Source organism: Plantactinospora siamensis, assembly GCF_042434095.1.
Lineage (GTDB): Bacteria > Actinomycetota > Actinomycetes > Mycobacteriales > Micromonosporaceae > KBS50.
In genome coordinates, this window is record NZ_JBHLUE010000005.1 from 94,326 (window position 1) to 121,151 (window position 26,826).

Annotated in this window: 20 protein-coding genes and 3 pseudogenes; 19 read left to right on the forward strand and 4 right to left on the reverse strand. The window is 67.4% G+C overall.

What is annotated here, in order from left to right; genetic code table 11:
- Positions 1 to 138 precede the first annotated feature (138 nt).
- Positions 139 to 9,240 carry a golvesin C-terminal-like domain-containing protein gene (locus ACFFHU_RS09515; protein ID WP_377337376.1) on the forward strand — a complete coding sequence of 3,034 codons (9,102 nt, stop codon included), beginning with the start codon at positions 139 to 141 and terminating at the stop codon, positions 9,238 to 9,240.
- A gap of 135 nt (positions 9,241 to 9,375) precedes the next feature.
- On the forward strand, positions 9,376 to 9,834 hold the full coding sequence (locus ACFFHU_RS09520) for a DUF4265 domain-containing protein (protein WP_377337377.1): 459 nt from the start codon (positions 9,376 to 9,378) through the stop codon (positions 9,832 to 9,834).
- 1,261 nt (positions 9,835 to 11,095) lie between these two features.
- Here ACFFHU_RS09520 and ACFFHU_RS09525 read toward each other — a convergent pair.
- Positions 11,096 to 12,175 carry a hypothetical protein gene (locus ACFFHU_RS09525; RefSeq protein ID WP_377337379.1) on the reverse strand — a complete coding sequence of 360 codons (1,080 nt, stop codon included), beginning with the start codon at positions 12,173 to 12,175 and terminating at the stop codon, positions 11,096 to 11,098.
- A gap of 941 nt (positions 12,176 to 13,116) precedes the next feature.
- Between ACFFHU_RS09525 and ACFFHU_RS09530 the strand changes: the two are divergent.
- From ACFFHU_RS09530 to ACFFHU_RS09590, 13 genes and pseudogenes are all read left to right on the forward strand, one after another.
- Positions 13,117 to 13,245 (forward strand): annotated as a pseudogene (locus ACFFHU_RS09530) (transposase); the annotation flags it as partial.
- Between the two features lie 47 nt (positions 13,246 to 13,292).
- A complete protein-coding gene (locus tag ACFFHU_RS09535; RefSeq protein ID WP_377337380.1) occupies positions 13,293 to 13,697 on the forward strand; it encodes a hypothetical protein in 405 nt (134 codons plus the stop codon).
- Positions 13,698 to 13,833: 136 nt separating this feature from the next.
- A complete protein-coding gene (locus ACFFHU_RS09540) occupies positions 13,834 to 14,097 on the forward strand; it encodes a hypothetical protein (RefSeq protein ID WP_377337381.1) in 264 nt (87 codons plus the stop codon).
- A gap of 1,700 nt (positions 14,098 to 15,797) precedes the next feature.
- Positions 15,798 to 16,976 (forward strand): SRPBCC family protein, encoded by a 1,179-nt coding sequence (locus ACFFHU_RS09545; protein ID WP_377337382.1) that lies wholly within the window; start codon positions 15,798 to 15,800, stop codon positions 16,974 to 16,976.
- Positions 16,973 to 17,392 (forward strand): gas vesicle protein GvpJ, encoded by a 420-nt coding sequence (gene gvpJ, locus ACFFHU_RS31670; protein ID WP_446686805.1) that lies wholly within the window; start codon positions 16,973 to 16,975, stop codon positions 17,390 to 17,392. The genes ACFFHU_RS09545 and gvpJ (ACFFHU_RS31670) overlap by 4 nt, the downstream gene beginning before the upstream one ends.
- A 1-nt stretch (position 17,393) precedes the next feature.
- Positions 17,394 to 18,152, forward strand: a complete 759-nt coding sequence (locus ACFFHU_RS09555; RefSeq protein ID WP_377337383.1) for a GvpL/GvpF family gas vesicle protein — start codon at positions 17,394 to 17,396, stop codon at positions 18,150 to 18,152.
- 1 nt (position 18,153) lies between these two features.
- Positions 18,154 to 18,465 carry a gas vesicle protein GvpG gene (locus tag ACFFHU_RS09560; RefSeq protein WP_377337384.1) on the forward strand — a complete coding sequence of 104 codons (312 nt, stop codon included), beginning with the start codon at positions 18,154 to 18,156 and terminating at the stop codon, positions 18,463 to 18,465.
- Between the two features lie 5 nt (positions 18,466 to 18,470).
- Positions 18,471 to 18,752 (forward strand): gas vesicle protein GvpO, encoded by a 282-nt coding sequence (locus ACFFHU_RS09565; protein WP_377337385.1) that lies wholly within the window; start codon positions 18,471 to 18,473, stop codon positions 18,750 to 18,752.
- A 1-nt stretch (position 18,753) separates the two neighbouring features.
- The gene (gvpJ, locus tag ACFFHU_RS31675) at positions 18,754 to 19,143 is read left to right on the forward strand and encodes a gas vesicle protein GvpJ (RefSeq protein ID WP_446686806.1); all 390 of its coding nucleotides are present in this window, start codon (positions 18,754 to 18,756) and stop codon (positions 19,141 to 19,143) included.
- Between the two features lie 50 nt (positions 19,144 to 19,193).
- Positions 19,194 to 19,976: a GvpL/GvpF family gas vesicle protein gene (locus tag ACFFHU_RS09575; protein WP_377337386.1), complete on the forward strand. Its 783-nt coding sequence runs from the start codon at positions 19,194 to 19,196 to the stop codon at positions 19,974 to 19,976.
- Positions 19,973 to 20,188, forward strand: coding sequence for a gas vesicle protein (locus ACFFHU_RS09580; protein WP_377337387.1), 216 nt, complete (start codon positions 19,973 to 19,975; stop codon positions 20,186 to 20,188). The genes ACFFHU_RS09575 and ACFFHU_RS09580 overlap by 4 nt, the downstream gene beginning before the upstream one ends.
- Complete coding sequence (locus tag ACFFHU_RS09585; protein WP_377337388.1) at positions 20,185 to 20,505, forward strand: gas vesicle protein K; 321 nt, start codon at positions 20,185 to 20,187, stop codon at positions 20,503 to 20,505. Before ACFFHU_RS09580 ends, ACFFHU_RS09585 begins: the two co-directional genes overlap by 4 nt.
- A gap of 60 nt (positions 20,506 to 20,565) precedes the next feature.
- Positions 20,566 to 20,931: pseudogene (locus ACFFHU_RS09590) on the forward strand (WapI family immunity protein); the annotation flags it as partial.
- Between the two features lie 22 nt (positions 20,932 to 20,953).
- Here the strand turns inward: ACFFHU_RS09590 and ACFFHU_RS09595 are convergent.
- The gene (locus tag ACFFHU_RS09595) at positions 20,954 to 22,219 is read right to left on the reverse strand and encodes a hypothetical protein (protein WP_377337390.1); all 1,266 of its coding nucleotides are present in this window, start codon (positions 22,217 to 22,219) and stop codon (positions 20,954 to 20,956) included.
- Positions 22,220 to 22,573: 354 nt separating this feature from the next.
- Between ACFFHU_RS09595 and ACFFHU_RS09600 the strand changes: the two genes are divergently transcribed.
- The 4 genes from ACFFHU_RS09600 (at position 22,574) to ACFFHU_RS09615 (ending at position 25,090) form a co-directional block, all read left to right on the forward strand.
- Positions 22,574 to 23,041 carry a hypothetical protein gene (locus ACFFHU_RS09600; protein ID WP_377337391.1) on the forward strand — a complete coding sequence of 156 codons (468 nt, stop codon included), beginning with the start codon at positions 22,574 to 22,576 and terminating at the stop codon, positions 23,039 to 23,041.
- 116 nt (positions 23,042 to 23,157) lie between these two features.
- A complete protein-coding gene (locus ACFFHU_RS09605; RefSeq protein WP_377337392.1) occupies positions 23,158 to 23,766 on the forward strand; it encodes a hypothetical protein in 609 nt (202 codons plus the stop codon).
- Positions 23,767 to 24,112: 346 nt separating this feature from the next.
- Positions 24,113 to 24,550 carry a MarR family winged helix-turn-helix transcriptional regulator gene (locus tag ACFFHU_RS09610; RefSeq protein ID WP_377337393.1) on the forward strand — a complete coding sequence of 146 codons (438 nt, stop codon included), beginning with the start codon at positions 24,113 to 24,115 and terminating at the stop codon, positions 24,548 to 24,550.
- A gap of 87 nt (positions 24,551 to 24,637) precedes the next feature.
- Positions 24,638 to 25,090 carry a hypothetical protein gene (locus tag ACFFHU_RS09615; protein ID WP_377337394.1) on the forward strand — a complete coding sequence of 151 codons (453 nt, stop codon included), beginning with the start codon at positions 24,638 to 24,640 and terminating at the stop codon, positions 25,088 to 25,090.
- An 81-nt stretch (positions 25,091 to 25,171) separates the two neighbouring features.
- On the opposite strand, the pseudogene ACFFHU_RS09620 reads toward ACFFHU_RS09615, so the two are convergent.
- Both ACFFHU_RS09620 and ACFFHU_RS09625 read right to left on the reverse strand, forming a co-directional pair.
- Positions 25,172 to 25,581, reverse strand: a pseudogene (locus tag ACFFHU_RS09620) (dienelactone hydrolase family protein).
- A gap of 48 nt (positions 25,582 to 25,629) precedes the next feature.
- Positions 25,630 to 26,802, reverse strand: coding sequence for a nuclear transport factor 2 family protein (locus tag ACFFHU_RS09625; protein WP_377337395.1), 1,173 nt, complete (start codon positions 26,800 to 26,802; stop codon positions 25,630 to 25,632).
- Positions 26,803 to 26,826 lie beyond the last annotated feature (24 nt).

Consider the following 26,826-nt stretch of genomic DNA (forward strand, 5'->3'; position numbering starts at 1 on the left):
AGCACCGGCGGCAGCCGTCGTAGGCATATGCATCGATATAGAAGGGGCGTCCGGCAATGTGCCGGACGCATGCCGGTCCATATGCCTCGTCGCCCTAGGTTGCCACCCAACGTGTCTGCGGACGGGCGGAGGGTGACAGTGCGGCAGAGAATGCGGATCCCGCTGATCGTGGTCCTGATCCTGGCGATGATGGGCAGCCTCGGCGGGGCGACGGTGTGGCGCTCGCGGTCGGCCGGCACCACCAACACCGCGGCCGGCTCGGGCAGCCACCCCGGCGTGCTGTCCCGGCTGGGCGACGCCGCCCGCGGCCTGGTCGGCGGTGGCCACTCCCGGCCCCGGCCGCAACCGGTCGAGGCCGGCCTGGCCGTCAACCGGCCGGCACCGCGAGGCGCCAAGGCCAAACCGGCGAAACGGGTACGCGAACTCACCCAGCGCCGCACGGCCACCACCCGGGTGTTCCAGATGTCGGACGGCCGGCTGCAGGCCGAACTGTCGGTCAGCCCGCGCTTCTACCGCGACGGCCACGGCAGCTGGCAGCCGATCGACACCACCGTCACGACCTCGACGGCCGGCGGCTACGCCGCCGCGAACACCAGCAACACCTTCAGCAGCCGGTTCGGCGCCTCCACGACCACCCTCACCCGCTTCGAGCTGGGCGGCCAGCGGGTCACCCTCGGCCTGGCCGGATCGCCACGGCGGGTACGCCCGGCCATCAAGGGCGACACCGTCGGCTATCCCGGCATCGCCGACGGGGTCGACCTGTCGTACCAGGTGACCCCGACCGCCCTCAAGGAGCGGATGGTGCTGCGCAGCGCCGCCGCGACCCCTGCCCTGACCTTCACGATGGACGCCGGCACGCTGAAGCTCGCCCAGCGGCCCGACGGCGCCATCGAGTTCCGGTCCCCGCTGGACAACCGGGTGCTGCTGGTGATGCCCGCACCGTTCATGTACGACTCGCACCCGGACGCCACCTCCCCGTACGGCTACACCTACAGCAAGAAGGTCACCCAGAGCCTGCGGGCGGACGGTTCCCGCTGGGCGATCGACGTGGCGGCGGACCCGGGCTGGCTGGCCGACCCGAAGCGGGCCTGGCCGGTCACCGTCGACCCGACGATAAAGATCCAGCCGACGCCCACCGACTCCCGCGACGCCATGATCACCTCGGACTCGCCGGGGACGAACTTCGACGGCAACTGGCGGCTGTCGGTCGGCACGACGACCTCCTCCAAGGCCCGCAGCCTGGTCGCGTTCGGCCTGTCCGGCATCCCGGCGAACACCACCATCGACTCGGCCAGCCTGCAGATGTACTTCGACCAAGACCACACGACCTCCTCGTACGACGTACCCCTGGAGGCCCGGCAGGTGACCGCGGCCTGGAACGAACAGGACGTCACCTGGAACAAGATCAACGCCAGCGTCGGTACGGCCGGCAGCACCGCGATCACCGTCGACGACAGCGACACCAGCCGGACGGGCGCGCAGGGCACCTGGCCGCTGGAGAGCAACACGGCCGGCATCAACGGTGGCCACCGGTACAACCGCAACACCACCACCGGTGACACCTTCACCTGGGTTCCCCCGGTGCCGGAGACCGGCAGCTACACCGTGGACGCCCACTTCCTGACCGGCACCGACCGGGTGACCGCGGCGCCCTACACCGTGCAGTACGCCGGTGGCAGCAAGACGGTCAACGTCAACCAGAAGGTGTCCGGCACCGCCGCCTGGTCCACCCTCGGCTCCTTCCCGTTCAATGCCGGCACCACCGGCCGGGTGGTCCTCGGTGACACGGGCGTGAGCGCCACCGCGTCGGTGAGCGCGGACGCCGTCCGGCTCACCAAGGCCGGCGTGGTGAAGAAGGCCAACGAAACCAGCGCCTGGCACAGCTACCCGGTCACCAACCTCGTGCAGTCCTGGATCAACGGCACCGCCAACAACGGCTTCATGCTCAAGGCCGTCGACGAGGCGACCCTCGGCCGGGGCGGCCCCCGGTACGAGGCGGCCGAGTACGCCTACAACGGCGAGAACGAGAACACCCCGAAGCTGATCGTCAACTACGGCAAGCCGGGGGTGACCCTCCAGGCGCCCACCCGGATCTACTCCACCGGCGCCGAGCTCAAGTGGTCCGGCTACGCCGGCAGCGACATCGTGGAATACCAGGTGCACCGCTCGGTGTACCAGAACTTCACCCCGTCGGCGGCCACCCTCGTCGCGCCGGTGGCGAAGGACGCCACCACCTTCACCGACACCACCGCCACCCCGACGCCGGCGGACTCCACCGACCCGTTCGGGCAGGTCTACTACTACATGATCGCGGTGAAGACCAGCGACGGATCGCTGATCTCCGCACCCACCGAGATCGTCAAGCTGCCCCGCGCCGGGCGGGTGGTCCAGGTCATCCAGGGCGACACCCCGGACACCACCCTGTCGGCGACCGAGTCCACCACCGGACACGACGTGCTGGCCGGCAACCCGTGGCTGATGGTCGGGAACAACTCCGGCACGTACGGCCGCAGCCGCGCCGTGGTGAAATTCCCCGAGGTCTCCACCATCCCCAGCAACGCGCAGGTCCTCGAGGCCGAGTTCGACCTGTGGTCGGTGACCACCCCGACCCCGGCCGGGGCCAGCTACGAGGCGCACGTGCTCAACACACCCTTCGACGAGGCCACCGCCTCCTGGTCGAAGGCCAACGCCACCACCTCCTGGACGGCTGGCGGGGACTACGACCCCGCCGTGCTCGATACCGTCACCGGTAACAGCGACGATCCCGCCTGGCGGCTCTGGTACACCAAGGACGCCGTGCAGAAGTGGGTCAACGGGACCAAGGCCAACAACGGTTTCCTGGTCAAGCTGGCCAACGAGACCAGCCCGGCCGAGCGCACGCTGTTCCTGTCCAGCGAGGCCGCGGAGCCGCAACTGCGGCCCAAGCTGGTCGTCACCTACATCGAGCCCACGGCGGCCGGCACCTACTACGCTCCCGAGACGCCCACCGGGGTGGCGCCGGGCAGCACCACCACCGTTCCGGTCACCGTGAGCAACCCCACCACCGGCACCTGGTCGGCCGCCGACTGGCAGCTCACCTACCGCTGGGCCCGCCCCGGTGACAGCGCACCGATCGACAACAACCCGCAGGCCGTCACCGCACTGCCCAAGAGCGTGCTACCCGGTGAGGCGGTCACGGTGTCGGCCCAGGTGACCGCCCCGGCCTCGACCGACGAGGGCAACAAACGCACCGACTACGAGCTGCGTTGGGAGCTGTACAACAAGACCAGCAAGCAGTGGCTGTCCCAGGCCAGCCCGATCGCCTCGCTCAACCAGAACGTGGCCGTCGAGGAGCCGACGTCCGACCAGCTCGGCCTGGAGAAGTTCTACTCGTACGCGGGCAAGAACACCGGCGCCGGGTCCACGCTGATGAACAGCCTGTACTCCGGCAACAGCGTGTGGTCGTACAACGCGTTCAGCAACCCGTCGCGCGGCCTGTCCACGTTCGTGCGGCTGTCGTACAACTCGCTGGACACCTCCGACACGGTGGCCGGATACGGCTGGTCGGTGCAGGCGTCGTCGATGATGCGGCTCGGCGCCCCGCTGGACTTCCACCCCAACCCGCACCCGACCAAGGTCACCCTCACCGATGGGGACGGCACGAACCACTGGTTCACCTGGGACTCCGCGACCTCGACGTGGATCAGCCCGAAGGGCGTGCACCTCTACCTCGAACAGAAGCCCGGGGTCGACTGCAAGCCCAACACCGAGGAGTCGCAGGCCTGGTCGCTCACCCGGCCCGACCGCACCCGCTTCTTCTACGACTGCGACGGCTACCTCACGTCCATCCAGGACAAAGACCTCAACACGATGACGTTCACCTACGAGGAACGGAAGTCGAACAACAAGCCCACCAAGTTCCTGAAGTACCTCACCGACGCGGCCGGGCGCCGGACGTTGACCATCGACTACTTCGCCAAGGGCCAGGACTACTGGTACGTCGACGACACCAGCTGGGCCCGGGTGCACGCCACCGGCGGGCTGACCAACCCGAAGATCATCGACCACGTCGCGCAGATCACCGACATCTCCGGCCGGAAGATGCGGTTCACCTATACCGACAAGGGCCTGCTCGGCGAGTTGGTGGACGGCGACGGCTCCAGCGGCACCATGGGCGACGCGAAACGGTTCCAGTTCCGGTACGACATGACGCAGGGCAACAAGAACGTCAAGCTCATCCAGGTCACCGATCCGCGAAACCATGCCACCAAGGTCGACTACAACGCCCCCAAGACCGGCGACGACCCGAAGTGGCACTGGACCACCAAGTCCTACACCGACCGGCTGAACTCCTCGACCGGCTTCACCTACGTCGATCCGGACGCCACCAACAACATCAAGACCACGGTCACGGACGCCGAGCAGCACAGCACGCAGTACTTGATGGACGGGTACGGCCGGCCGATCGAGACCACCAACGCCAAGACCCAGACCACCAAGCTCCAGTGGGACGACGACCACAACGTCAACCGGCTGGAGGAGGCCAACGGCGCCGTCTCCACCTGGCAGTACGACCCGAACACCGGCTATCCGACCGAGATCAAGGACGCCGAGGCGGTCAAGAACGGCTGGCCGGGGACCGCGCTGACCTACCAGTACCAGTTGGGCGGGCACGTCGCCGACCTGGCCAGCAAGACCAGCCCCGAGGGCCGGAAGTGGACCTTCGGGTACACCACGGCCGGTGACCTGGCCTCGGTGGTCGACCCGATCGGCAACACCACCACCGACCCCAACGACTACAAGACCAGCTACACCTACGACGCGTACGGGCAGGTCAGCACGCAGCTCGACGCGAACGACCACACCACGAGGTACAACCGGTACGACTCCAACGGGTATCCGCAGGACATCATCGACGCCAAGAACAACACCACCACGTTCGAGTACGACGAGCGCGGCCAGGTGAAGAAGGTGACCGACGCGCTCGGCAAGGTCACCACCCAGAACTACGACACGTTCGGTCGGCCGCTGGACGGCTCGGTGCCGGTCAAGCAGTCCGCCGGCCGGTACGTCACCACGCCGGCGCCCGGCTACGACGCGAACGACAACGTGGTCCGGTCCACGGCGCCCAACGGCGCGGTGACCACGGCCGCCTACGACGAGGCCGATGAGGTCAACTCCATCCTCGCCCCGGTCGACCAGGCGGGTGACCCGCAGCGCCAGACGTCCTACACGTACGACAAGGTCGGCAACCTGCGGACCACCACCGAGCCGAAGGGCAACCTGAGCACCACGGACCCGACCGACTACGTCACCACCAACAACTACGACGAGATCTACCAGCTCACTTCGGTGGTGAACGCCAAGGGCGACAAGATCACGTACGAGTACGACAACGTCGGCAACGTGCACAAGGTTGGTGACCCGCGCAAGAACGCCACATCCGACCCGGCCGACTACACCACGATCTACGACTACGACCTGGCGCACCGCGTCTACAAGACCACCGACGCGATCGGCAAGTTCACCACCAGCACGTACGACAAGGACGGGCTGGTCAAGGCCAGCACCGACCAGCTGGGCAACACCACCACCATCGACCTGAACCCGGTGGGCAAGCCCCGCGAGGTGAAGGTGCCGCACGAGAACGTGAGCGGCACGATCACCTACCGGAGCACCCGGTACGAGTACGACGAGGTCGGCAACACCACCAAGGTGACCAGCCCGCGCGGGGTGGCCACGCCGGACACCACCGACCCGGACGACTTCGCCACGGTCGCCGTCTACGACGAGCTGAACCGGGTCAAGGAGACCCACTCGGCATACAGCAAGGCCGATTCCCGGTACAACGCCCCGGACATCACCACCTACGACTACGACGAGGTGGGCCGGCTCACCACGCTGTCCGCGCCGCCGTCGGCCGGCCAGTCCGTGCGCAACAACACCACGTACACGTACTTCGACAACGGCTGGGCGGAGACCTCCACCGACCCGTGGGACATCAGGACCGCGTACGACTACAACGACCTCGGCCAGCAGACCAGCCGGACCCTCACCTCGGCCGGCGGGTCGTCGAACCGGACGATGAGCTGGTCCTACTATCCGGACGGCAAGCTCAAGGCGCGGGCCGACGACGGCGTGCCGGTGGGCAAGCAGGTCGTGCTGGTCAACAACTCCGACTTCAACAACGCCACGGCCACCGGCACCTGGCCGGCCGGGACCACCGCCAGCGGGAAGTACGGCCAGGACTACGCCACCCACGCGGCCGGCACCGGCAGCAACGTGTTCACCTGGCAGCTCAACGTGCCGCAGGCCGGCAGCTACCAGGTGTACGCCTGGTATCCGCAGGTGACCGGGGCGGCCACCGACGCCAAGTTCACCGTCAACTACAACGGCGGCGCCGCCACGAAGACGGTCAACCAGACGGCGAACACCGGCAGCTGGGTGAGCCTCGGCTCCTACTCCTTCGCCGAGGGCAACGCGCAGAAGGTGACGCTCTCCGACCAGGCGACCGGCACGGTGGTGGCCGACGCGGTCAAGCTGGTCCGGGACAACACCGGCGAGGCCGACAACGAGAAGCATGACTACGGCTACGCGTACGACCCCAACGGCAACCTGACGACGATCACCGATTCGTCACCCGGTACGAAGGTCGACACCTACGCGGTGACGTACACCGGGCTCAACCAGGTAGACACGGTCACCGAGGCGAAGTCGGGCTCGACGGTCAACACCACGTCCTTCGACTACGACCCGAACGGCGCGCCAACCTCCACAACCCACGACCGGCAGTACGCCGGCTACACCTACGACGACCGGAACCTGCCGGAGACGGTCACCAACGGCAAGACGGCCACCGACCCGGCCGCGAAGACCACCCGGTTCACGTACACGGACCGGGGTGAGCGGTACACCGAGACCAAGGGCAACGGCAACGTCGTCACCTCCACCTACTACCTGGACGGGCTGCTGAAGAGCCAGGTGGAGAAGAAGTCGGACGGCACGACGGTGGTCTCGGACGATTCGCTCACGTACGACCTGAACGGCAACCGGTCGCACGAGGTCAACCGCAAGATGAACGCCGACAACCACGGCGCGTACCTGACGACCACGAGCGATTTCACGTACGACCCGCGGGACCGGCTGGCGTCGGTGACGAAGACCGGTGACGGGGCCGGGACCGAGACGTACGTGCACGATGCGAACAACAACGTCACCAGCCAGACGGTCAAGGGCACGTCGACGGCGTTCAACTACGACCGGAACCGGTTGTTGACCGCGGTGACCGGCGGGGCGAAGGCGTCGTACAACTACGACCCGTTCGGCCGGCTGGACACGGTGACCTCGGGGTCCGCGGTGATCGAGCGGAACGTGTACGACGGGTTCGACCACGTGGTGGAGAACCGCAAGCTCGGTTCGGGTGGTACGTCGACCACGAAGTACAGCTATGACCCGCTGGACCGGATCGCGTCGAAGACGACGGACGCGGGTGGGGCGAAGGAGAAGACCACGGTCTTCGGCTATCTGGGGCTGTCGGGTGAGGTGCTGGACGAGTCGGTGGCCGGCAAGCTGACGAAGTCGTACCAGTACTCGCCGTGGGGTGAGCGGCTGTCGCAGATCACCCAGAAGGACGACGGGACGACCGAGAACGGGTTCTACGGCTACAACCCGCATACCGACGTCGAGCAGGTGACCGACGACGGCGGGGACACGAAGGCCACGTACGGCTACACGGCCTACGGGCAGAACGACGACGCGCAGTTCACCGGGATCGACAAGCCGGACGCGCAGGACCCGACGAAGGAGCCGTACAACGCGTACCGGTTCAACGCCAAGCGGTGGGACCAGAACTCCGGCGACTATGACATGGGGTTCCGGAACTACAGCCCCGGCCTGAACCGGTTCCTCACCCGCGACAGCTACAACGGCGCCCTCGCCGACATGCACCTCAGCACGGACCCGTTCACCGGCAACCGGTACGCCTTCGGCGCCGGCAACCCCATCAGCAACGTCGAGTTGGACGGGCACATGCTCGCCGCGACCGACGGCGGAGGTGGCGGCTCGGGCAGCTCGGACGACAACGCTGTCATGAGCGTGGTGCACAACGTACAAGGGTTCTTCGGTGAGGGACCGAAGGCCGACCAGGCGCCGAGCTGGATGAAATGGGGCCTGCAGAAGCTTGATGATTTGGAGACCGCCTCGGCCACCAATGTCGGTGGGGATCAGCAGGAGAAGGACGCCGCGACAGAGCGGCTGGCCAACAGCCAGTTCGGCGAGCTGACGGGCATTACCGACGCACGCAAGTGTGACCAGGGTGATGGAACCGCCTGTGCCTGGACAGCGGTCAACGTCGCTTCCCTGTTCCTCAGCGGTGGTGCTGGAGCCGCGGCGAAGGCGGGCAGGTTGGGTGAGGTCGGAGAGGCTACCCGTGGCGCGGAGGTCGCTACTGCCGCGCGGGAGGACGCAGCAGTCGGTAAAGCCTGCCTCAACAGCTTCACACCTGACACGAAGGTGTTGATGGCCGACGGCAGCACCAAGGCGATCAAGGACGTGAAGGTCGGAGACAAGGTCAGGGCAGCCGACCCGGAAACCGGCGAAGCAGCCGGCGAACCGGTTACGAAGCTGCACAACAACCACGACACCGACTTCACCGACGTCACCGTGGCCACCGCCCAGGGCTGGAAGGTCATCCACACCACTCAGGAACACCCGTTCTGGGACGCCGCCACACACCGCTGGACCGTGGCCTCCGCACTCACCGCCGGCACCCTCCTGATCGACGACACCGGCCACGCCACCCGAGTCGTCCAGATCACGAACTGGAGCGGCCACCACGACATGCGCAACCTCACCGTCGCCCACCTCCACACGTACTATGTGATAGCGGGCGATACGCCGGTACTCGTCCACAACACCAACACTCCAATTGGATGCGGTCCCGGCGGCGCTCCAATTTACGATATTCCGGCCGGTTCCAGTGGTGGTCCTGGGGCTGGGCAGCGCATTCCGCCAAGCATGTTGGAAGATTACAATATTGGCGTCAATGCTGATCCAAGTTTGCCAACGCCCCTATGCTCCTACTGCCGAACTAATCCGGCCACGAGCGTCGATCACGTCGAACCGCGGGTCCATGGTGGGGACCTAACGGACGCGAATACCACGCCAGCATGTACCTTCTGTAATAGTTCGAAGGGTGCTCGGGGGCAGCCTGTTAATCCTCCTCCGAACTACACCGGCCCGTTCCCTCCGCCTTGGTGGTAGCCAGTGTGCGGTAGCCTAGAGATTCGGTAGTGGCTGCACGTCCCCGACGTTGAGGTGTCAGCGTCGGGGACGCAGCTTCTGGTGAAAGTGGGTCACGTCGTGTCCGTTACGAAGTACATCGTTCATGAATCTCCCGTGGGTCGTACCAGCTCAAACTATCTGGCGATGGTGAATCTTGAGCCCTATGGCTTCGCCGGCTCCCTGGAGCAGATCTGGTTAAGGCCCCTCGACGGCAATGGCTACGAGGTCTCGTGTATTCCATTTCGGGTTTACGGACTGGCGCTCAACGATGTGGTGAGGCTTGACTCCGAAGGTAAACAGATCATTGAAGTACTCAGGCCCTCAGGTCATCGCGTGTTCCGCGTCTTCCTGGCGCCTTCGCTGTCGGTTTCCGAGTCATACGAGATGCGGAATTCGATTACTCGTGCCATCATCGATGATGCCCTGAAATCTGAGTGGAGTGGCGATAGACATGTCGCCATCGACGTGCCGCTCGGCCGTGAGGTTGGTCGTGTTTGGCCTGCCATTGAACATGTCGCTGCTGAAGAAAAGGTTTACTGGGAATGGGGCGATGTAGAGCCGTTTCATCAGTAACCAGAGGCGTCGGCGAGCATCAAGCTGCTTGAGTTGGCGCTCGCGGCCCGTGTCAGGGGCACTGCGGAGTGCACCGAGGGGCGCGATTGGTTGCCCGGGTTGCGGTCAGGGTTGGTGTCAGATGGGCAGTGAGCATGTCCATATGTCGATGTTGCGCAGTGGCGTAGCTCGCAGGGTGCACGTCGGCTCGCGGATGCCGAGCACGTTGAGTGATTTGCCTCCTCAACCGATTCCAGAGTCATCGGGTCCGGTGGCGCGCCGCGTAGCGGTGTGGCGTCGATCGCCGGAAGCCACCGCTCGGCTCCGCCCGCCTCCACCGCCGCATCGCCGCCGTGGATCGCCTCATCGACCGCCGCGCACGGAAGAAGAAACCCGCCAACAGCACCAGACGACCGACCGAGTAGACGCCCCGGCCGACGGCTCACTCAGCCCGGCGTGCGCCCACGTTGCTGTCACGGCTGCGGTCAAAATCGCCATCAATCGATGAACTGCTGACGGGTGGTTGAGCGAAAGCCCAGATCCCTGCCAAGATCGACGCCATGACATCGCCGCAGCCGCCGTAACAACGCCACACGTACTATGTGCTCGCCGGCAACACGCCAGTCCTCGTCCATAACACTGCGTGTGGCGTGTCTGTCGAGCGCGAGATGGAAATGGCGGGAATGCTACGTGATGCCGCACGCCAGAAGGGGTTCTCCGGCATCGGCTCTGGGACGCGAGTGGAGGCAGATATGATGGGCTCTGCATGGGTCGGTCCAAATTACAAGGTCGCAAGCGATGGTAGAACCATGAGTAGTCAGGATGGCCTTCGGCAGTATCGCCCGCCGTCGTTCAAGCCCAATCGCCCGGAGCGATTCGGCGGACCCGGATATCAGGCCAACTTCGAATGGCGGGTGCAGCCCAAGGGGCAGTGGCAAGCCGACGCTCGTCCATCGTGGCGATGACCCAGAGTTCGCTGACCGGCATTGAGACCCTCATCTGTTGATGCGACCTCACGAGGTCCCGAAGCGTCCGGTAGCGGCTGCCAGTCACCTCGTCTCTCAGCTGGAGGTAGCCGGCCAGCAGCGGCCGTGTTCCACGCCAAGCCGGTCCCGTATGTCGTCGAGGTAGTGGCCGAAGCGTTGACTGGTTTGTACGGGTAGGTAGATCCGTCCGGTGTTCATACGGCCGACCCACGGGCCCCTGACGGTCACGGTTATATCCGCGCGGGGGCATGCTCGGCCGAGGGCCCGCAGTGCACGTCTGCCTTCGTGGGCAAGGTTCAGCCGTCGAAGTTTTCCCAGGCGAATCCGGGTTCGCGTAGGGGTTTGAGTGCGCAGCGGCGTCGTGTGCCGGCGCAGACCTCGACGGCGCCATCGGGAAGGGGGATGGTGGAGACGACGAGGCCGGGAGCGACGTAATGGCGGGTCGGGTCGGCTGTCCAGCGCATGGCTCGCAGGGGTACGGGTTCAAGGGGGGCGATGAGGTGTTGTGCCTGTTGTGGGGTGACGGTGGCGTAGCCGGTGAACGGGCTTGAGTAGGCCACCTCGGTGAGGAGGAACTGGAGCAGGAAGCCGCTGAGTGGTTCCCGTTCCTGTTCGGCGTCGAGTCCGTCGTAGTGGACGGTGGGGTCGGGCTCGGTTGGGTCGATGAGCGCGACGAAGGCGCCCTGGTTTTCGGTGGCGAAGACGATCATGCCGTCGGGTTCGTCTTCCAATTCGTGGGGGCGCAGGATTCTGTTGAACCGGCCGAGGACGTCCTGGCGTCCGGCGGCGGCGCGGTAGAAGTCGAGGAGGGGGCCGGGTAGCGGCCGGTCGGGTGGGTGGGTGGTGCAGGTGGCCGGTGGGACGTCGGCGTACCAGTCGGCGACGAACCGTTGGAGGGCGGTGACGGGGTCGTGGGGGAGGCTGTCCATCCAGTGCAGGTCCGGTAGCGGCTCCTGCGGAGTCGGTCGGATCTGGTCAAGAAGGTCGAACGGCAGCCGGTCTTCCAAGTCAAATCTTGACCACCTCAGCGCTATGTCGCGCGAGCGCGGTCCGTCGTTGGCCTCGGCGGGTCTGTGCTGACTAACCGTTCTTCCCAATCGTCCCAACGGCACGTAGCTGTTGGCGATCTGGGCGAAGCCGAGGACCGGGAGTTTCGACTCGAGTCCTAACTCGGCCGGTGCCGGGAACGGCTCGCGGAGCACGAGCGTGTCGAAGTTCCGTACGATGCTGTGGCGTGGGCCGCCGCCGTGGACGATGACGAGCGTCGCCGCCGACCCGACCACGTAGGTGACGCCTTCCGCCGGCAGCACCTGCGGTCGATCCCCGGCGCAGGACAGCGCTTCGGCTTCCGTGAGCAGCGGCCAGTCTTTAGTCATTAGTCAACCCTAGACGTCTTCGGGGCAAGGTGCGCTTAGCTGATGCCTAGGAGCGTTGGCGACAGCGTCACCTCGCGGCCAGCAAATAGCCTTCTATCCGCATCCGAACGGTCTTATCCCTTGGGGTTGTGCTCTCGACGGGTGGACGTTCCATTGGAATCCGTCAGACGTCGACCCCAACAAGTGGGGAGTGGCAATGGTTGCCCCTAATTTTCAGCCCGTCTTTCTGCGCGAACTCTCCTTCAGTTCGTTTCTTTTGAAATACAGTGGCTACCGCGACCAGCTCGGTGTATTCTTCGCATGGGCTCCCTGGAAGGGGGGCGTTACGTTTAATCCTGCCCTACCGTGAAATTGCGAAATCGAGGTGTGGCGAGCTGGCTGCTCGCTACTGGCCCATCTCGTATGCGGCTAGCTCCGACAGCCTGCTGGTCATCTCTCCTAAGACCGCCCTGTACTCTTTATGCATGTTGGCCACGGCTTTCACGGATACCCCGATTGGAATAAGTGATCGAAACTCCTGGGTGAGTCGGCAACGCGACGGTCCCAGCGGCTCAACGAAAATCGTGGACCACGAAGGACACCACGATACGAGGCTGCGTGTTACGGCGCGCCGGCCGACCTCTAGCTCAATTATTTCATGAACGTTTGCGGTCTTACCACTAGCTGATTGATCTAAAGTGACCTGTATTTCCCCAATGCCGGTAGGGCGTCCCGGGAGCGCTATGCCTGCTTCGGTTGATTTGAATATTATGGCCGATGAGTCAGGCATACGGATGAAAGACCAGACCCTTGACGCGTTCTGCGGAAGGTCGACGGACGCCGACTCCTTTACTTCGACAACTTCGGCCGTGGTTCTGAGGAGACTTAAGCGGCTACGCATGCCAAATTATCTCACGCGTCCCGCACACCTCGCAGTCCAGAGGCCAGCGGTCGCGGCGACCCGCCTCGACGGACTCCGACGTATCGGTATCGACGAGTTCTCTTGGCGCAGACAGCAGCGGTTTCTCACCGTCGTGATCGACCACGACACCGGACGTCTCGTCTGGGCCAAACCCGGACGCCGGCCGCCAGGAGGAACCGGTTGACGACCTCAGAGCGGAGCACGAGGTCGTCCATCGTGGCGATGACCCAATTTGCCATTGGCCTCATTGCGCGGCATGGTCGCAGCGCTGTGACGGTAGGTTACTTCTTCGGCCCTGCGCTGACCTCGATCCCAGTCTCGCCACCTCCCCTCAAGCCTGAGGAGGCACTATTCGTCGCACGCTTCGGTGACATCCCATTGGTAAATGATGAATGGAGGGTGATCGGTCAGTTCCCTGAATGGGATCGAGCTCAGTGGCCTTCGAGTGAGTTTCTTCGCGGCGATCTTAGTGGACGGGGCCTTGTTGTGGTGTATGACGACAACGACCCCAACCTGGTGATCGATGAACGGCCGGCGAATGATGAGCAAGCGGCGCTCCCCACCGATGACCTGTTCGGTTACATTATACTCAGGAATAGGCTTTCGGAGATGCTGATATAAAGGGGTGTCGCGGCTATATCGAAACACCTATGTGGCCGGAGGGGGCGATAGACGGACCTGGGGCTGTATGGGATCTAGCTAGTTATCGACAAGACCTACGCAGTAGGGCCTTACTACTCTGAAAGGAAGTGATGGTATGGGACCTTCGGCCAGATGGCAGGTTAATCGAGAAGCGCTTGCGACCCAGATGGCGGACCGTCTGCAAGCTGGCATAGATATCTCCCAGATTCTTTGGGAGTTGAGGCATCAAGGTATCTCCTTGATGGATGCAGTTGTCATTATGCGTAGCGTCACCGGTGCGAGCTTGGGTGAAGCGAAACGCATGGTCCATACTTCGGAAGCCTTTGGCGAAATCGCTCGGAAAAATGACTCGAACTTCGAATTGGATAATGGCGCCTAGGGCCTGTTTAGAAGTTGATCGACCGGCAGGATGGGCGGTACTGTGCGGGCGTGTCTTCCGACGCCGAACGACATGGCCGCCTCCTTGCGGTGTGCCGCCGCGTGAGGACCAGGGCGTAATCCTCAAAAATAGGCTTTCGGAGATGCTGACATAAACGTGTTGCGGTTCTGCCAAAACACCTACCTGGTCGGATGGGCGATAGACAGGACCTAAGGGGGGTATATGCAGTCCAGGACTTATTTCGGCAGTCGGACCTTGGGCGAGGTGCTTGCAGAATTAGACGAGCTTCAGGAAGACCACGCCATCTATGTGGCCGACGATGGTCCTGTTCGACCGTCCTCGGCCGCCATCCTCATCGATGAAGATCGAGAACAGCGGCCGCTCGGGACGAAATACCTCTTGGAGGTCGCCCTTGCCAAGTCGGTTCTTGAGGTCTGGAGGTCTTGGCGAGGTGGGCGAGGACCGGACCCTACAGAGGCGTGTGCAGCGATCGCATACTATGCGGAGCACGACGCATACGAGCCGGTGGAATGACATTATCCATGAGGGAAGTGTGAGCTTCCCCCGGTCTCCGGACGGTTTCCGTGTGGTGGTCAGGCCGCGGCTGCGACCGGGGTGCGATGTCGTTCGTAGTCGGTCGGGGACAGATTGCCAAGGCTTGAGTGCCACCGGCGCGGGTCGTGCCAGGCCTCGATCCATTCGAAGATGCGTTGGCTGGCGGGTGGCCCCAGGGCTGGTGGCGTAGGGGGCCGACCATCGCGGGGATCCGGTCTGACGCTGTATGGCGGGATCCACAATGAAATGGCCCATTCGTCAGGGGCCATTCCTTGATGGGGGATGCCGCTTTCTGGGAGTTTGTGGCCGCGGTGCGAGGAGTAGGCCACTTGCTGCTCGTTCGGGCTTCTGCGGGCGGGTGTCGGCCGGAAGAGGAGAGAGAGGGGAAGGAGTTTCGGCCGGGGGCGCTCGGGTAACGAATGGCGCCGCCGGACGGGCTGGGGGATTGCTCGTGGGCAACGGTGGTCCGTTTCAGTGGCTGAGGTTGCCGGAACGACAATTCGTCGGTGGTGTGTGAGTGGGGGCACTCATGAGACGTGGAGCCCGGGTGGCGTTGATCGCCGGGGCCGGCTATTTGATCGGCCGGCGGCGCAAGTTGGGGCTCGCGTTGGTCCTCGGCGCGGCGGCGGCCGGTGGCCGGCTGAGTGCCAGGCCAGGTGGTCTGCTCGGTCAGGGCGCCGAGCTGATTCGGGGCTCTGGTGGCCTGGGCAGGGTGGCGGGGCTGAGTGGTCCGCTCGCCGCCGCGGGCAAGGCCGCGGTGGCCTCTGCCGCCAGCGCCACCATCGAGTCGGTCAGCGACCGGTTGCGGGACCGCACCGAATCCATCCGGCAGGGACCCACCCCCGGAAGTAGCCGCGAATCAACAGCTCCAGGCGGGTCGGGTTCGTCCACTGCGAGCCGGGATCGGGAGCAGGCCGAGGGCGGGCGGCCGGCACGGGGTGGCGGCCGCCGGGACGGTGAGCAGCCCGCCGGCCGCCCGTCGGGTCGGGTGCAGGGTGAAGGCGGCGGGCGGTCCCGGCCGGGAGCCGGTACGCCGACCGAGGCCGAGCCGGTGGCCGGTTCGTCGCGTCCGGCACCGGTCGCCCGGCGGGGGTCGACGCGTGGCGCCGAGGGCGCGCCGGTGCGCCGGCGTGGACGGTGACCGCATGGCGAAGCAGCCCGGTCCCTCCCTCCGTGACCAGATCAAGGGCACGCTCGCCCATGAGGGGCGGCAGCTCCTCGGTGCCGTGACCGAGCGGGCCACCCGCGCGATCGGTGACCACATGGGTGACCTCACCGGCAGGCTGGTCGAGGTCGCCGAGCAGAAGGGTGGGCCCCGTGAGCTGGCGATGGCGGTCGGGGCCAGGAAACTGGCCGAGGGCGCTTCGCCGGCGCGGGCAGCGCTCAGCGCCGGCTGGGCGGCGACCAAGGAGAAGGTCAAGCGGGCGTTCGGCGGTGGGGGTGGCGGCGGCCGGAAGGACAAAATCAAGGTCACCAACATCGTCGAGACGATCGATGTGGGCGTGCCGGTGCGGCTTGCCTACGACGTGTGGACGCAGTTCACCGAGTTCCCGTCGTTCATGAAGAAGGTCGAGAACGTCGACCAGAACGGGGACGAGAGGTTGACCTGGAAGGCTCAGGTCTTCTGGTCACACCGCAGCTGGGAATCGACCATTATCGAGCAGGTCCCGGACGAGCGGATCGTCTGGCGCTCGGAGGGCCAGAAGGGTTCGGTCGACGGCACGATCACCTTCCATGAACTCACGCCGGACCTGACTCGGGTCCTGGTCGTTCTCGAATACCACCCGAAGGGCTTCTTCGAGCACACCGGCAACATGTGGCGGGCCCAGGGCCGCCGGGTGCGGCTGGAACTCAAGCACTACGTCCGGCACGTGATGCGCGAGGTCGTGGTCAATCCTGACGAGATCCAGGGCTGGCGCGGTGAGATCCGCGACGGCGAGGTGGTCCAGGACCACGAAGCCGCGCTGGCCGCTGAACGTGACCAGAACAGGGGTCGCCGCCGGGGAGAGAACGACGAGCACGACGGGGACGAATACGACGAGCACGAGTACGACGAGGACGAGGACGAATACGACGAGGACGAGTACGACGAGGACGATGACGGAGGTGACGAGGGCGAGCAGGAGGAAGGGGAGGACGAGTACGAGGACTACCACGACCAGGACGCCGACGAGGCGGTAGGTAGGAGTGACGAGCCGGGAGCGGTGTCACCTCCGTCGGGGGGCCGCGATCGGGGCGCGCGACCGGCGCCGGTGCGCCGATCCGGCCGGCGACTGGGCGAGCCGGGTCGACGTCGGTCCGGCGGCCGGGGAGGAGACCGATGACCGGGGCGGCCAGCGGGACCATCGAGCGGGGATCCGGCTCGGGACTCGCCGACGTGGTGGAGACCGTGCTCGACAAGGGCGTGGTCATCGACGCCCAGGTCACCGTGGACGTGGTGGGCATCCGGCTGTTGGAGATCAACGCCCGCATCGTGATCGCGAGCATCGAGACGTACCTGCGGTTTGCCGAGGCGGTCGACCGGTTGGACGTCCGGCCCAGCGAGAGCAAGGGGCTGCCGGACATCGTCGAGGGGGTGACCGGCAGCGCGTCGCTGGGCGGGGCGGTCGGCGGGGCGGCGGACGCGGCGACGGGTGTCCTCGGGTCGGTCGGTGAGGCTGTCGGTGGAGCCGCCGGCCGGGCGATCGCCCCGAAACGGGACCGCTCCCGGCAGCGCACCGACCGGGATGAGGGGGACTGAGATGGCCGAGCAGGACACCGGATTGCTGGTTTACGGGATCGTGCCGTCCGATGTGGAGCCCACGGCGGACGCGCGAGGGGTGGGTGACCCGCCCGCCGAGGTGACGGTCATCGAGGAGGACGGCCTGGCCGCCCTGGTGAGCCCCGTACCGCTGGACCAGCCGTTGGGTCGGCCGGCCGATCTGGCCGCGTACAAGGAACTGCTGGACGGTACGGCGCAGGTCGCGCCGGTGCTGCCGGTGCGCTTCGGCACGGTGGTGACGCGCCCGAAGGCGGTGACCGAGCTGCTGGCCGGCCACCATGACGCGTTCCTCGACGAGCTGGCGGAGCTGGAGGGATTGGCCCAGTTCGTGGTGCACGCCCGGTACGTGGAGCGGGCGGTGATCTCACAGATCCTGGAATCGAACCGGGAGGCCGGTCAGCTGCGTGACCAGATCCACGGTCAGCCGCAGGACGCGGTGCGCGGCCAGCGGATCCGGCTGGGGGAGATCCTCAGCCAGGCTGTGGAGTTGCGGCGGGAGCAGGACACCGCGCACCTGGTCGAGGCGCTTACCGAGACCACCGTGTCGCACCTGGTCCGGCCGCCCAGCCACGAGCAGGACGCCGCGTACGTCGCGTTTCTGGTCGAGCTGGACCGGGAGGGCGAGTTCGAGGAGGCGTTGCGGGGCGTCGCCGAGGAGTGGGCCGGGCTGGCGAACGTCCGGCTGCTCGGCCCGCTCGCCGCGTACGACTTCGTCGACCAGCAACGGCTGCGGAGCTGACATGGACATCCTGACCGCCCTGCTGACTCTGCCGTACGCGCCGGTGCGAGGGCTGACCTCGGTGGTGAAGACCCTGCACCGGCAGGCGGAGGAGCAGCTCTACGACCCGGCCAACGTACGCCGGGAGCTGGAGGGGCTGGACGCGGCGCTCGCCGCGGGTGACCTCTCCGCCGAGGACCACGCGCTCGCCCAGCAGCAGGTGTTGGACCGGTTGATCGCCCCCGGTGGGGCGCCGCGCGAGGGTGAGTCCGGTCAACCTGGCCTGGCTCTCGGGCCGGCCGCCGGCCGCCCCCGCCGCCGGGCCGGGCGGTGAGCGGGGTGACCGACGAGGTCGTGTCGGCGGCGCAGGCCGCGCAGCTCGGGTTGCGGCACATCACGGAGCTGACCGGCAGGGAGCCGTCCGGGGTGACGTCGCTGGAGCCGAGCGAGGACGGCTGGCTGGTGGGTGTGGAGGTGGTCGAGGACCGCCGGTTGCCGTCCTCGATCGATCTGCTCGGGCTCTATCTGGCCGAGATCGGCGCCGATGGCGAGCTGCTGGCCTACCGGCGGATCCGGCGCTATCCGCGCGGCAAGGGCGGCGACAACGGGGAGGTGGGCTGAGATGACCGGACCGCGTCAACCGTCGGTGGTGCAGAACTCCGGGCAGGTGCTGCCGGCCGGGCACGAGCCGGCCAACCTCGGCGACATCCTGGAACGGGTGCTCGACCGGGGCATCGTGATCGCCGGCGACATCCGGGTCAGCCTGCTGGACATCGAGCTGCTCACCGTCAAGCTGCGCCTGATCATCGCCTCGGTCGACACCGCCCGGGAGATGGGCATCGACTGGTGGCAACACGACCCGTTCCTGTCGTCGCGGCCCCGCCGTCCGGTGGAACGGGACCGTCGGCGGGGCGAGCTGACCGACGACGGCAACCGCTACGCCGACCAGCGGGCCGACGACCGAGACCGGTACGACAGCGAGCGCTACCACGGCGATCGCCGCGAGGCGTAGCCGCTGCGCCGCCGGTGCGGCGGGCCGGCCGGGACGATGGGAGGAGACCGATGAGGCGTGACGAACTCGTCTGGCTGCACGCCGTGACGCGGGACGTGCCGGCGGACCGGTTCGCCGGCGCCGTCGGGGTCGGCGGCGACGCCGTGCGGCTGGTGACCGTCGGTGGCCTCACCGCTGTCGTCGGCGGGGTCCCGGCAGCGGAGTTCGGGGAGGACCCCCTGCGTCGGAACCTGGAGGACCTTGCCTGGCTGGAGGTGGTGGCCCGGGCGCACCACCGGGTGGTGGACGCGGTGGCCCGGGCCGGTCCGGTGGTACCCATGCGGCTGGCCACCGTCTATCGGGACGACGATCGGGTCGGGGAGGTGCTGGCCGACCGGCGGGACGATCTCAGTGCCGTCCTGGACCGGTTGGCCGGCCGGGCCGAGTGGGGCGTCAAGGCGTACGCGGTGCCCGGCGCGGCGGTGGCCGCCGTCGACCGGGAGGTGCGCGACGACCGGCCGGGGCTGGCGTACCTGCGCCGCCGGCAGGCGCAGCTGTCCAGCGCCGAACTCGCCCAGCAGGCGGCGCTGCGGGCCGCCGAACGGGTGCACGACGTGCTGGGCCGGCACGCGGCAGCGGCCCGCCGGCATCCGCCGCAGGACCGGCGGCTGACCGGCCGGGCCGGGTGGATGGTGCTCAACGGCGCCTACCTCAACGGCGCCGACCACGCCGGCGACTTCGCGGTGCTGGTTGGCACGCTGGCTGGTCGGCATCCGGAGCTGCACCTGGAGGTGACCGGCCCGTGGCCGCCGTACTCGTTCGCCGGGCTGGACATGGCGGAGCTCGGCCGGTGACCGCCGCCCTGCCACTGGACGCCCGCGGACCCGAGCCGTTCGCGGCAATCGCGCTGGTCGACCTGCTCGACCGGGTGCTGGCCACCGGCGTGGTGGTGACCGGCGAACTGGTGCTCTCCATCGCCGAGGTGGACCTCGTCTACGTCTCGCTGCGGGCGCTGGTCAGCTCCGTCCGCCCGGGCATCGGCATACCCGACGTGACGCAGCCGTGACCGCGCCGCTGCCGGACTGGTCACCGCCCCGGGTCAGCCGGCCGGCTCACCGGGTCGAGGTGGACCGGGAGTCGGTGGAGCGGGGGCTCGCCAACCTGGTGCTCACGGTGGTGGAGCTGCTCCGGCAGCTGATGGAACGGCAGGCCCTGCGCCGGATCGACCGAGGTGACCTGACCGACGAGCAGGTCGAGCGGATCGGGGTCACGCTGATGGCCCTGGAGGAGCAGATGGCGCTGTTGCGGGACCACTTCGGGTTGTCCCCCGAGGACCTGAACCTCGACCTCGGCCCGCTCGGTCCGCTGCTGCCCCCGCCCTGACCGCGTGAGGATTTACAGTCCTGGCGTGGACCTTGCGGATGCCGACGGCATCGCGAGCGGGAGTGGTCGTTCGCTGATCCGTGTCTGGAGATGGTGGAGGCCCGGGAGATCGCCAGCTGGCTGAAAGACGCCGGTGCGGGCCGCGTGAATCCTCGTCCAGACCAGGACGGGGAACCGGCACCATCGCTGTCGTTCCTGGAACCGGCTCTCGGATTCTCCGTCACCGGCTACGCCGAGGATGAAGTGGAGCTCCGTGTCTTCTTCACCGCGGAAGCAGCGCCGCCGTGGCTGCGCGAGGCCGATCCGCACGGTGCTCGGCACATCGTCGCTATCCGAGTTCGTTGCGACCAGGTACTCGCCGCCGCCGAGACCTGGCGTCGAGAGCTTGATGATCTGCCCGCCCGCCCATGGGCCGAAGCAGGCTGATCGAATCCGTCGCCTTGGATCATCAAACTTGGGAACTGGGGGCGGGTCTGGATTTACCATCGGCGTCGCCGTGGCACCAACGGGCCATCGCCGCCTGCTCGTCAGGCAAGTTGTAGGCGCTCAGCAGCATGCTGACCATGGCGCCGTCGTCCAGGATTCCGCTGCGCAGCAGGCCGGCGATGGCGCCGCGTTGATCGGCGCTCAGCTCGGTGAAGGCGGTGCCGTCCGGCAGCGGGCCGTTCGGGAAGGCGGTGTCGAGGGTGGCACGCAGCAGCAGGTAGCGGTCGGTGTCGTCAGCTGGCGCGTTCAGCCGGTCGACGAGGATCGCGACCCGGTCCGGGGCGGCCACCGGGTCGAGGTCTCGGACAGTGAGCGCGGCGAACGTCGCCATGTCACCGTCGAGGAACGGCCAGTGGGGGACGGGACCGACGGCACCGAACAGGCATTCGTACAGCTCCTCGATCAGCGCCCGGTCGGGCCGCGGCACCAGACGGGCCAGCCCCAGCACCGCCGACCAGCGCTCGCCCCGGTTGTCGCTGGCGCGGCGGCCCGACAGGGCGCCGACGAGTCCAGGGTCGCCGACTCTGCCGCACAGTCCCGCGGAGACCGAGGCGGTCGCCGCGACCAGAGGCTCCGGTTCGGTGGCGATCAGGCCGGCCAGGGCCGGCGTTGTGGACTGGCGCTCCTCGGGGAACCAGGCCAGCAGGTGGGCGGCGTGGAGACGTAGCGGGATCTCGGTAGAGGCCAGGGCCGCCAGGTACGCGGGTATCCCGGCGCGTACCGCGTCGTATGCCGCGACCTGCCACCGCGCGGCGTCGCGGTCGGCTTCCACGTCGGAGAACTGATTGCGGCGCTCTCGAGCTCGGCGCACATGGTCAGTGCTTCCCGCTGCCGCCCAGTCGGCTTGCTCCTGTTCCAACTGCGCCCGGGTGAGGTGGGCCTGGCGCTCCACCTCACGCCGTGCGTTCGCCACGTCGTGGCGATCGATCAGCCAGGAACTCTCATCCCCCACCGCGACGGCCGCCAGCAACTGACAGGCGGCAAAACGGTCCGGCGCCTTGGGATCAGCGACGATCTCGATCAGGAACGGAGCCGCGGCGGCACTCGCCTCATATCGCGCGCCCTGGTGCACCAGCAGGCCGAACAGCCCTTGGTAGGCCCTGCGGCGGGCGTCCCGGTCCCGTGAACGCAGCCGGCGCAGCAGGTCGGGCACCTCCACCGCCGGTCCGTACGCGTGCTGCACCGATTCCCAGTCGACCGCATCCCATGATCTCTGTCGACGCCACATCGGCAGCACACTACGGCTCGGTGTCTCCCGCCGGCAGACCCATGGACTCCATGGGTGCCCGGCTGCGGTTCGCGCCGGGACCGCTTGCATCCGCGACGCCCGCCTCCGTTGGAGGCGCCACCGTACCCTGCCTGGCATCCGAAGCTGGCGGTCGGCCCGGCGCCACGGCGCGCCCTTCGGGTAGCCGGTCGGCGGCGGCGCCCGGTCGTTCGGCTCGCGAGTGCCCCCGACGCCATGACCATGGACGGTCGTCGGAGAGACTGAGGTATGGCGCAGGATGGCTGGGTCGCGGAAAGAGCTCGGGAGTTTGGCCAGCTTCGCGGTCAGCAGATTGCGGCTTGGACAGGCGTTGAGATGGCGCTGCGGGAGAATGTTGGCGCCGGTGGCCCGCAGTTCGAGGATCCCGCCGTGCCATGTCTGCAACTGTTGACCCTGGGCGCCTCGCTCGGCGACGGGACCTTCGTGACCGTCGGCACCTACCAGGACGACACCGCATGGGGCCTGGGGCTGCACCGCCCAGCTGGCGACTGCTCGGCGGACTGGGCGGGTATGGCGGGAATCTATCGCATGCGGGGCCTGTCGGAGTTGCCCACCGGCGAGGTCGACGGGGTCTCGACGTTCCTGGACGAAGGGGTCTTGGCCGAGGTGGTCTTGCACATTCAGGGCCGGCCGCTGCTGTTGATGGCAGGTGAACTGTACGACTCTGCGCAGGATCGATTAATGTTCTCTCGCTGCGACGAATCCGTTCTCGTGTTCACTGACCCCTCGGCGGCCAGATCGGTGAATTGGATTCCCGAACGGCGAGAGCTAACTCAAGGCTAAGCGTTGGTGAGGCTATGAGTTCGTGGCGCCCTTGCTTCTGTCGCGAACCGTTTGTGGTCGGCCCCGGCGTGGGAATCGGGGTGGCGTCGGGGGTGTCCGCGGCTCACCATCGTCTGGTGACCAGCTTCCCCGCGCAGGCTCGCCGGGTGCGTGACGACGGGCTCGTCCCGAACCGTCGGCTGCATGCGCTGCGGGAGTGCACGCTGCATTGTGCCCCGTACGGGTTCCGCGCCACCTGGCACCACCTGGTGGTCACCGCCCGGATCCCGCAGCGCCTGGAAGACGATCCTGACGCGCTGGTGCGTGCCGTGCAGGAGTTGGAACATACCCGTGCCGTGCTGCTGCCGGTTGCGTACGCGTATGCCGCGCGGCGGCGCCGGGAGAAGGCGGCCGGAAGTCGGACCGCGGCGACGCCGGCGCCCTGGAACTCGTGGGGCTGGTGCCGGGTCGCCTACTGTCCCGATCCTGAGCATCACCCGACGGCACCGCTCGGGCAGGTCGTGGCACGAGTGCTCGACGGCTGGGCCGCCGGGGTCGACGCCGACAGGCAATGTCTGGCGTGCGGGACCGAGCGGCACCGTCCGGGCCGCGCGTGCCCAATCTGCGGTGTCCACACGGGCGGCCCGGCCACGGTGCGGCACACCCCGTCAGCCGAGGAGCGGTGGAAGCGGATCTGGCGACGCGAAGGGATGCCCGCAGCGGCAGGAATGCCGAACCACGATTGATCCGCCGCGACCATCGCGCTTCATCGCGATAGAAGAGCATGTGCGGTGCCGGCGTGGATGGACAGCGGAACCGGTGTTCCGGGCAGTTTCACGCTCCGGGACACCGACCCTGTGCGGGTGTCGATCTCGTCGAGGGTGGAGCTGCCGTAGCTGCCGACCCAGAGTCCGGTCGGGGAGACGGACAGCCCGTCCGGGTTGGCTGCCACCGCCACCCGCCGAACAACCACGCCGGCCGGCGGTGGTTCGGTGTCGGTGGCGGAGGGTCGCGAGGATCCGACGGACGGGACCGGCGCCTTGACCACTCCAGATACGTAAGCTAGGTTACGTAACCGTGGTTGTCGGATCGGTGTCTGACGAGGAACTGCCCGGGCAGTTGCGGCTGGCCGTCGGGCGGCTTTCGCGCCGGCTACGGCAGATGGTCGCCGCGCAGCAGGACCACGACGGCATCAGCTTCATCGAAACCGCCGTCCTGACCCGGCTGGAACGGGACGGCCCCAGCTCGCCCGGCGCGCTGGCCGGCTCCGAACGGGTCACCTCGCAGGCGATCGCCGGTGTCGTCACCCAGCTGGAGGGGCGTGGGCTGGTGCGGCGCTCGCCCGATCCGACCGATGGACGGCGGGTCATCGTCGCCATCACCGACACCGGTCGCAGCGCGCTGAATGACAGGCAGGAATTGATCGTGCGGCGCCTGCAAACCGCACTGTCCACGGAGTTCACCCCGGCGGAGCGTAAACGGCTCGCCGCCGCGGTGCCTCTGCTCGAACGGCTCGCCGGCAGCCTGTAGCGGGCCGGCAGGAAGGCATTTCCCGGGTACGGACGAGCCCGTCCGCCCGGGTACGCCAACACGCAGATTCCAGGGAGCGACTGTCCAATGCGCCAGCAGCCCAGCGACGATGTGCGCGAGTTCTTCGCCGAATTCGAACGTGCGGGAAACGACAACGACATCCAGGCGGTGATCCAACAGTTCGCCGAGGTCTTCCTCAACGCCGACCCCAACGGCGCCCAACCGGTACCGAGGGCCGCACTCGCCGCGGCGCTGCCGCAGCGCAAGGCACTGTTCGACTCGATCGGGCTGCTACGTACCCACCTGACCGCCATCACCGAAACGGCCCTCGACGAGCACTACGTGCTGGTCGACACGCAATGGTCCACCGAACTGCGCGATCCCGGCGCCCTGTCCGGGCCGCTGGACCTCACCTCGACGTTCGTCCTGCGCCGCGAAGCCGGGACCCTGCGCATCGTCTTCTACCTCAACCACCAGGACATCGTCGCCCGTATCCGCGCCGCCTCGTCACCCACGCCCGAAGCCACACAGGGGAGATAGCTACTCCGACCTGAAAAACCCCGGTAGAGGGCGGCGGTTTCGCGGGGACCGTGAGCGCCGCCCACACCGCGCCGGGTGGTGTCACTGCGACGACAGGGGTTCGGCCAGGAATGTGCGGGTGGCGGCGAATGAGCGTTCGTCGGCGAGCGGGTCGTAGGCGACGCCTGGAATGCCTGACACGGCGTGGCGGTGGGTGAACCCGTGCATGGCCCGTCCATAGATGTTTATCTGCCAGTTGGCTTCGGCGTGGTTCATCTCCTCGGTGAGCGCGATGACGGTGTCCATGGGCCGTGCGGGTCGCAGGCGCCGTGGCAGACCAGCACCCGCGCCGCGACTGTTCCCGGGGTGGCGGGCGCGCTGGTCGTCAGGGTGCCGTGGAAGCTGACGACGCCGGCGAGGTCCGCGCCCGACCGGGCCAGCGCGAGGGCGGCCATGCCGCCGGCGCAGAAGCCGATGGCGGCGATCGTACGTCGGATGGCGGCGGTGGACATGTACGGCAGCGATCTGCTCAGACACTCGCGGCGTTGGCGTTGCCAGGCTCAGGCCGAGGAGGACGGGTTGGCGTGGCGGTGGTAGGCCTTGTTGGCGATGCGCCAGCCGGCACCGTCGCGGACCAACAGGAAGACGTCGGTGAAGGTGTCCACGCCGTGCCAGAGGGTCATGGTGGCGGTGGCGACGGTGCCGTGGACGTCCACGGAGTCGGTACGGCGGGAACGGGTCGCTTCGTTGGGGGCTGGCCGGCCGTCGAAGTGGGCGCAGTAGTCGTCCAGGCTCCACGATACGAACCCACCGTCCCGGATTCCCTCGATGTGGGCCGTGGGTCGGAAGGCGTCGCGGAAGTGGGAGGGGTCGCCGGTGGCGTGTCCGCGAATGTAGGCGCGCAGCGGTGCGAGCACGGCGTCGTCCACGGCCGGGACCGTGGCGGCGGCGGCGATATCGGCCTCCGGGTCGGCAGGGGTGGCGGCCAGATCGGCCGCGCTGCGCGAAGGGGCGTCGGTGGCGGCGGCCAGCAGCGCGAGGTCCTTGGCCAGCGCACCGATCGTGAACTCGGCCCTGGCATCAGTCGGCCGGCCGGTGAGAAAGGACCGCTTACGGGCGACGAGCCCGCCGAGCTGGCCCAGTTCGAGGACGTTCAGCACCTCGGCCCGCGGCAGGCCGAGCGCGTCGGCTTGCCGCAGTGAGTCGCGCAGGGCGAGGACGGCGCCGGCGAGGCTGTTGTTGGCGACCAGCTTGAGCGCGGCGGCGGTGGAGGCATCCTCGACGCGCCGCACGGTGCCCAGCGCGTCCAGCACGGGGCGGACCCGGTCGAGGGTGCCTTGGTCGGCGGCGGCGAGAATCTGCAGAGTGCCGGCGGTGGCAGCTGGCACGGAGCCGAGTACGGGTGCGTGGACGTAATGGACGAGTTGCCGGGCCAGCATCGTCGCCTCGGCCGGGGCGATGGTGCTGGTGTTGACCACGACCGCCTCCTTCGGCAGGGAGCCGCGGACCTGGTCGACGACCTGCTGGCAGGCCTGGCCGTCGAACATCGCCAGGAGCGTGATGTCGGCCGTTGCCACCGCCTCGTTCGGGCCGCTGGCCGTTCTGACGCCCGCTACCCGGCGTCCGGAGCGTGTCCAGCCGACGACGTCGAGGTCCAGGGCGGCAAGTCGGGTGGCGATCGCGGTGCCCATGCGACCCAACCCGAGAACGGCGATGGAGTGCGGTGTGCTCATGCATCCAGGGTGAGCTCGGACGAC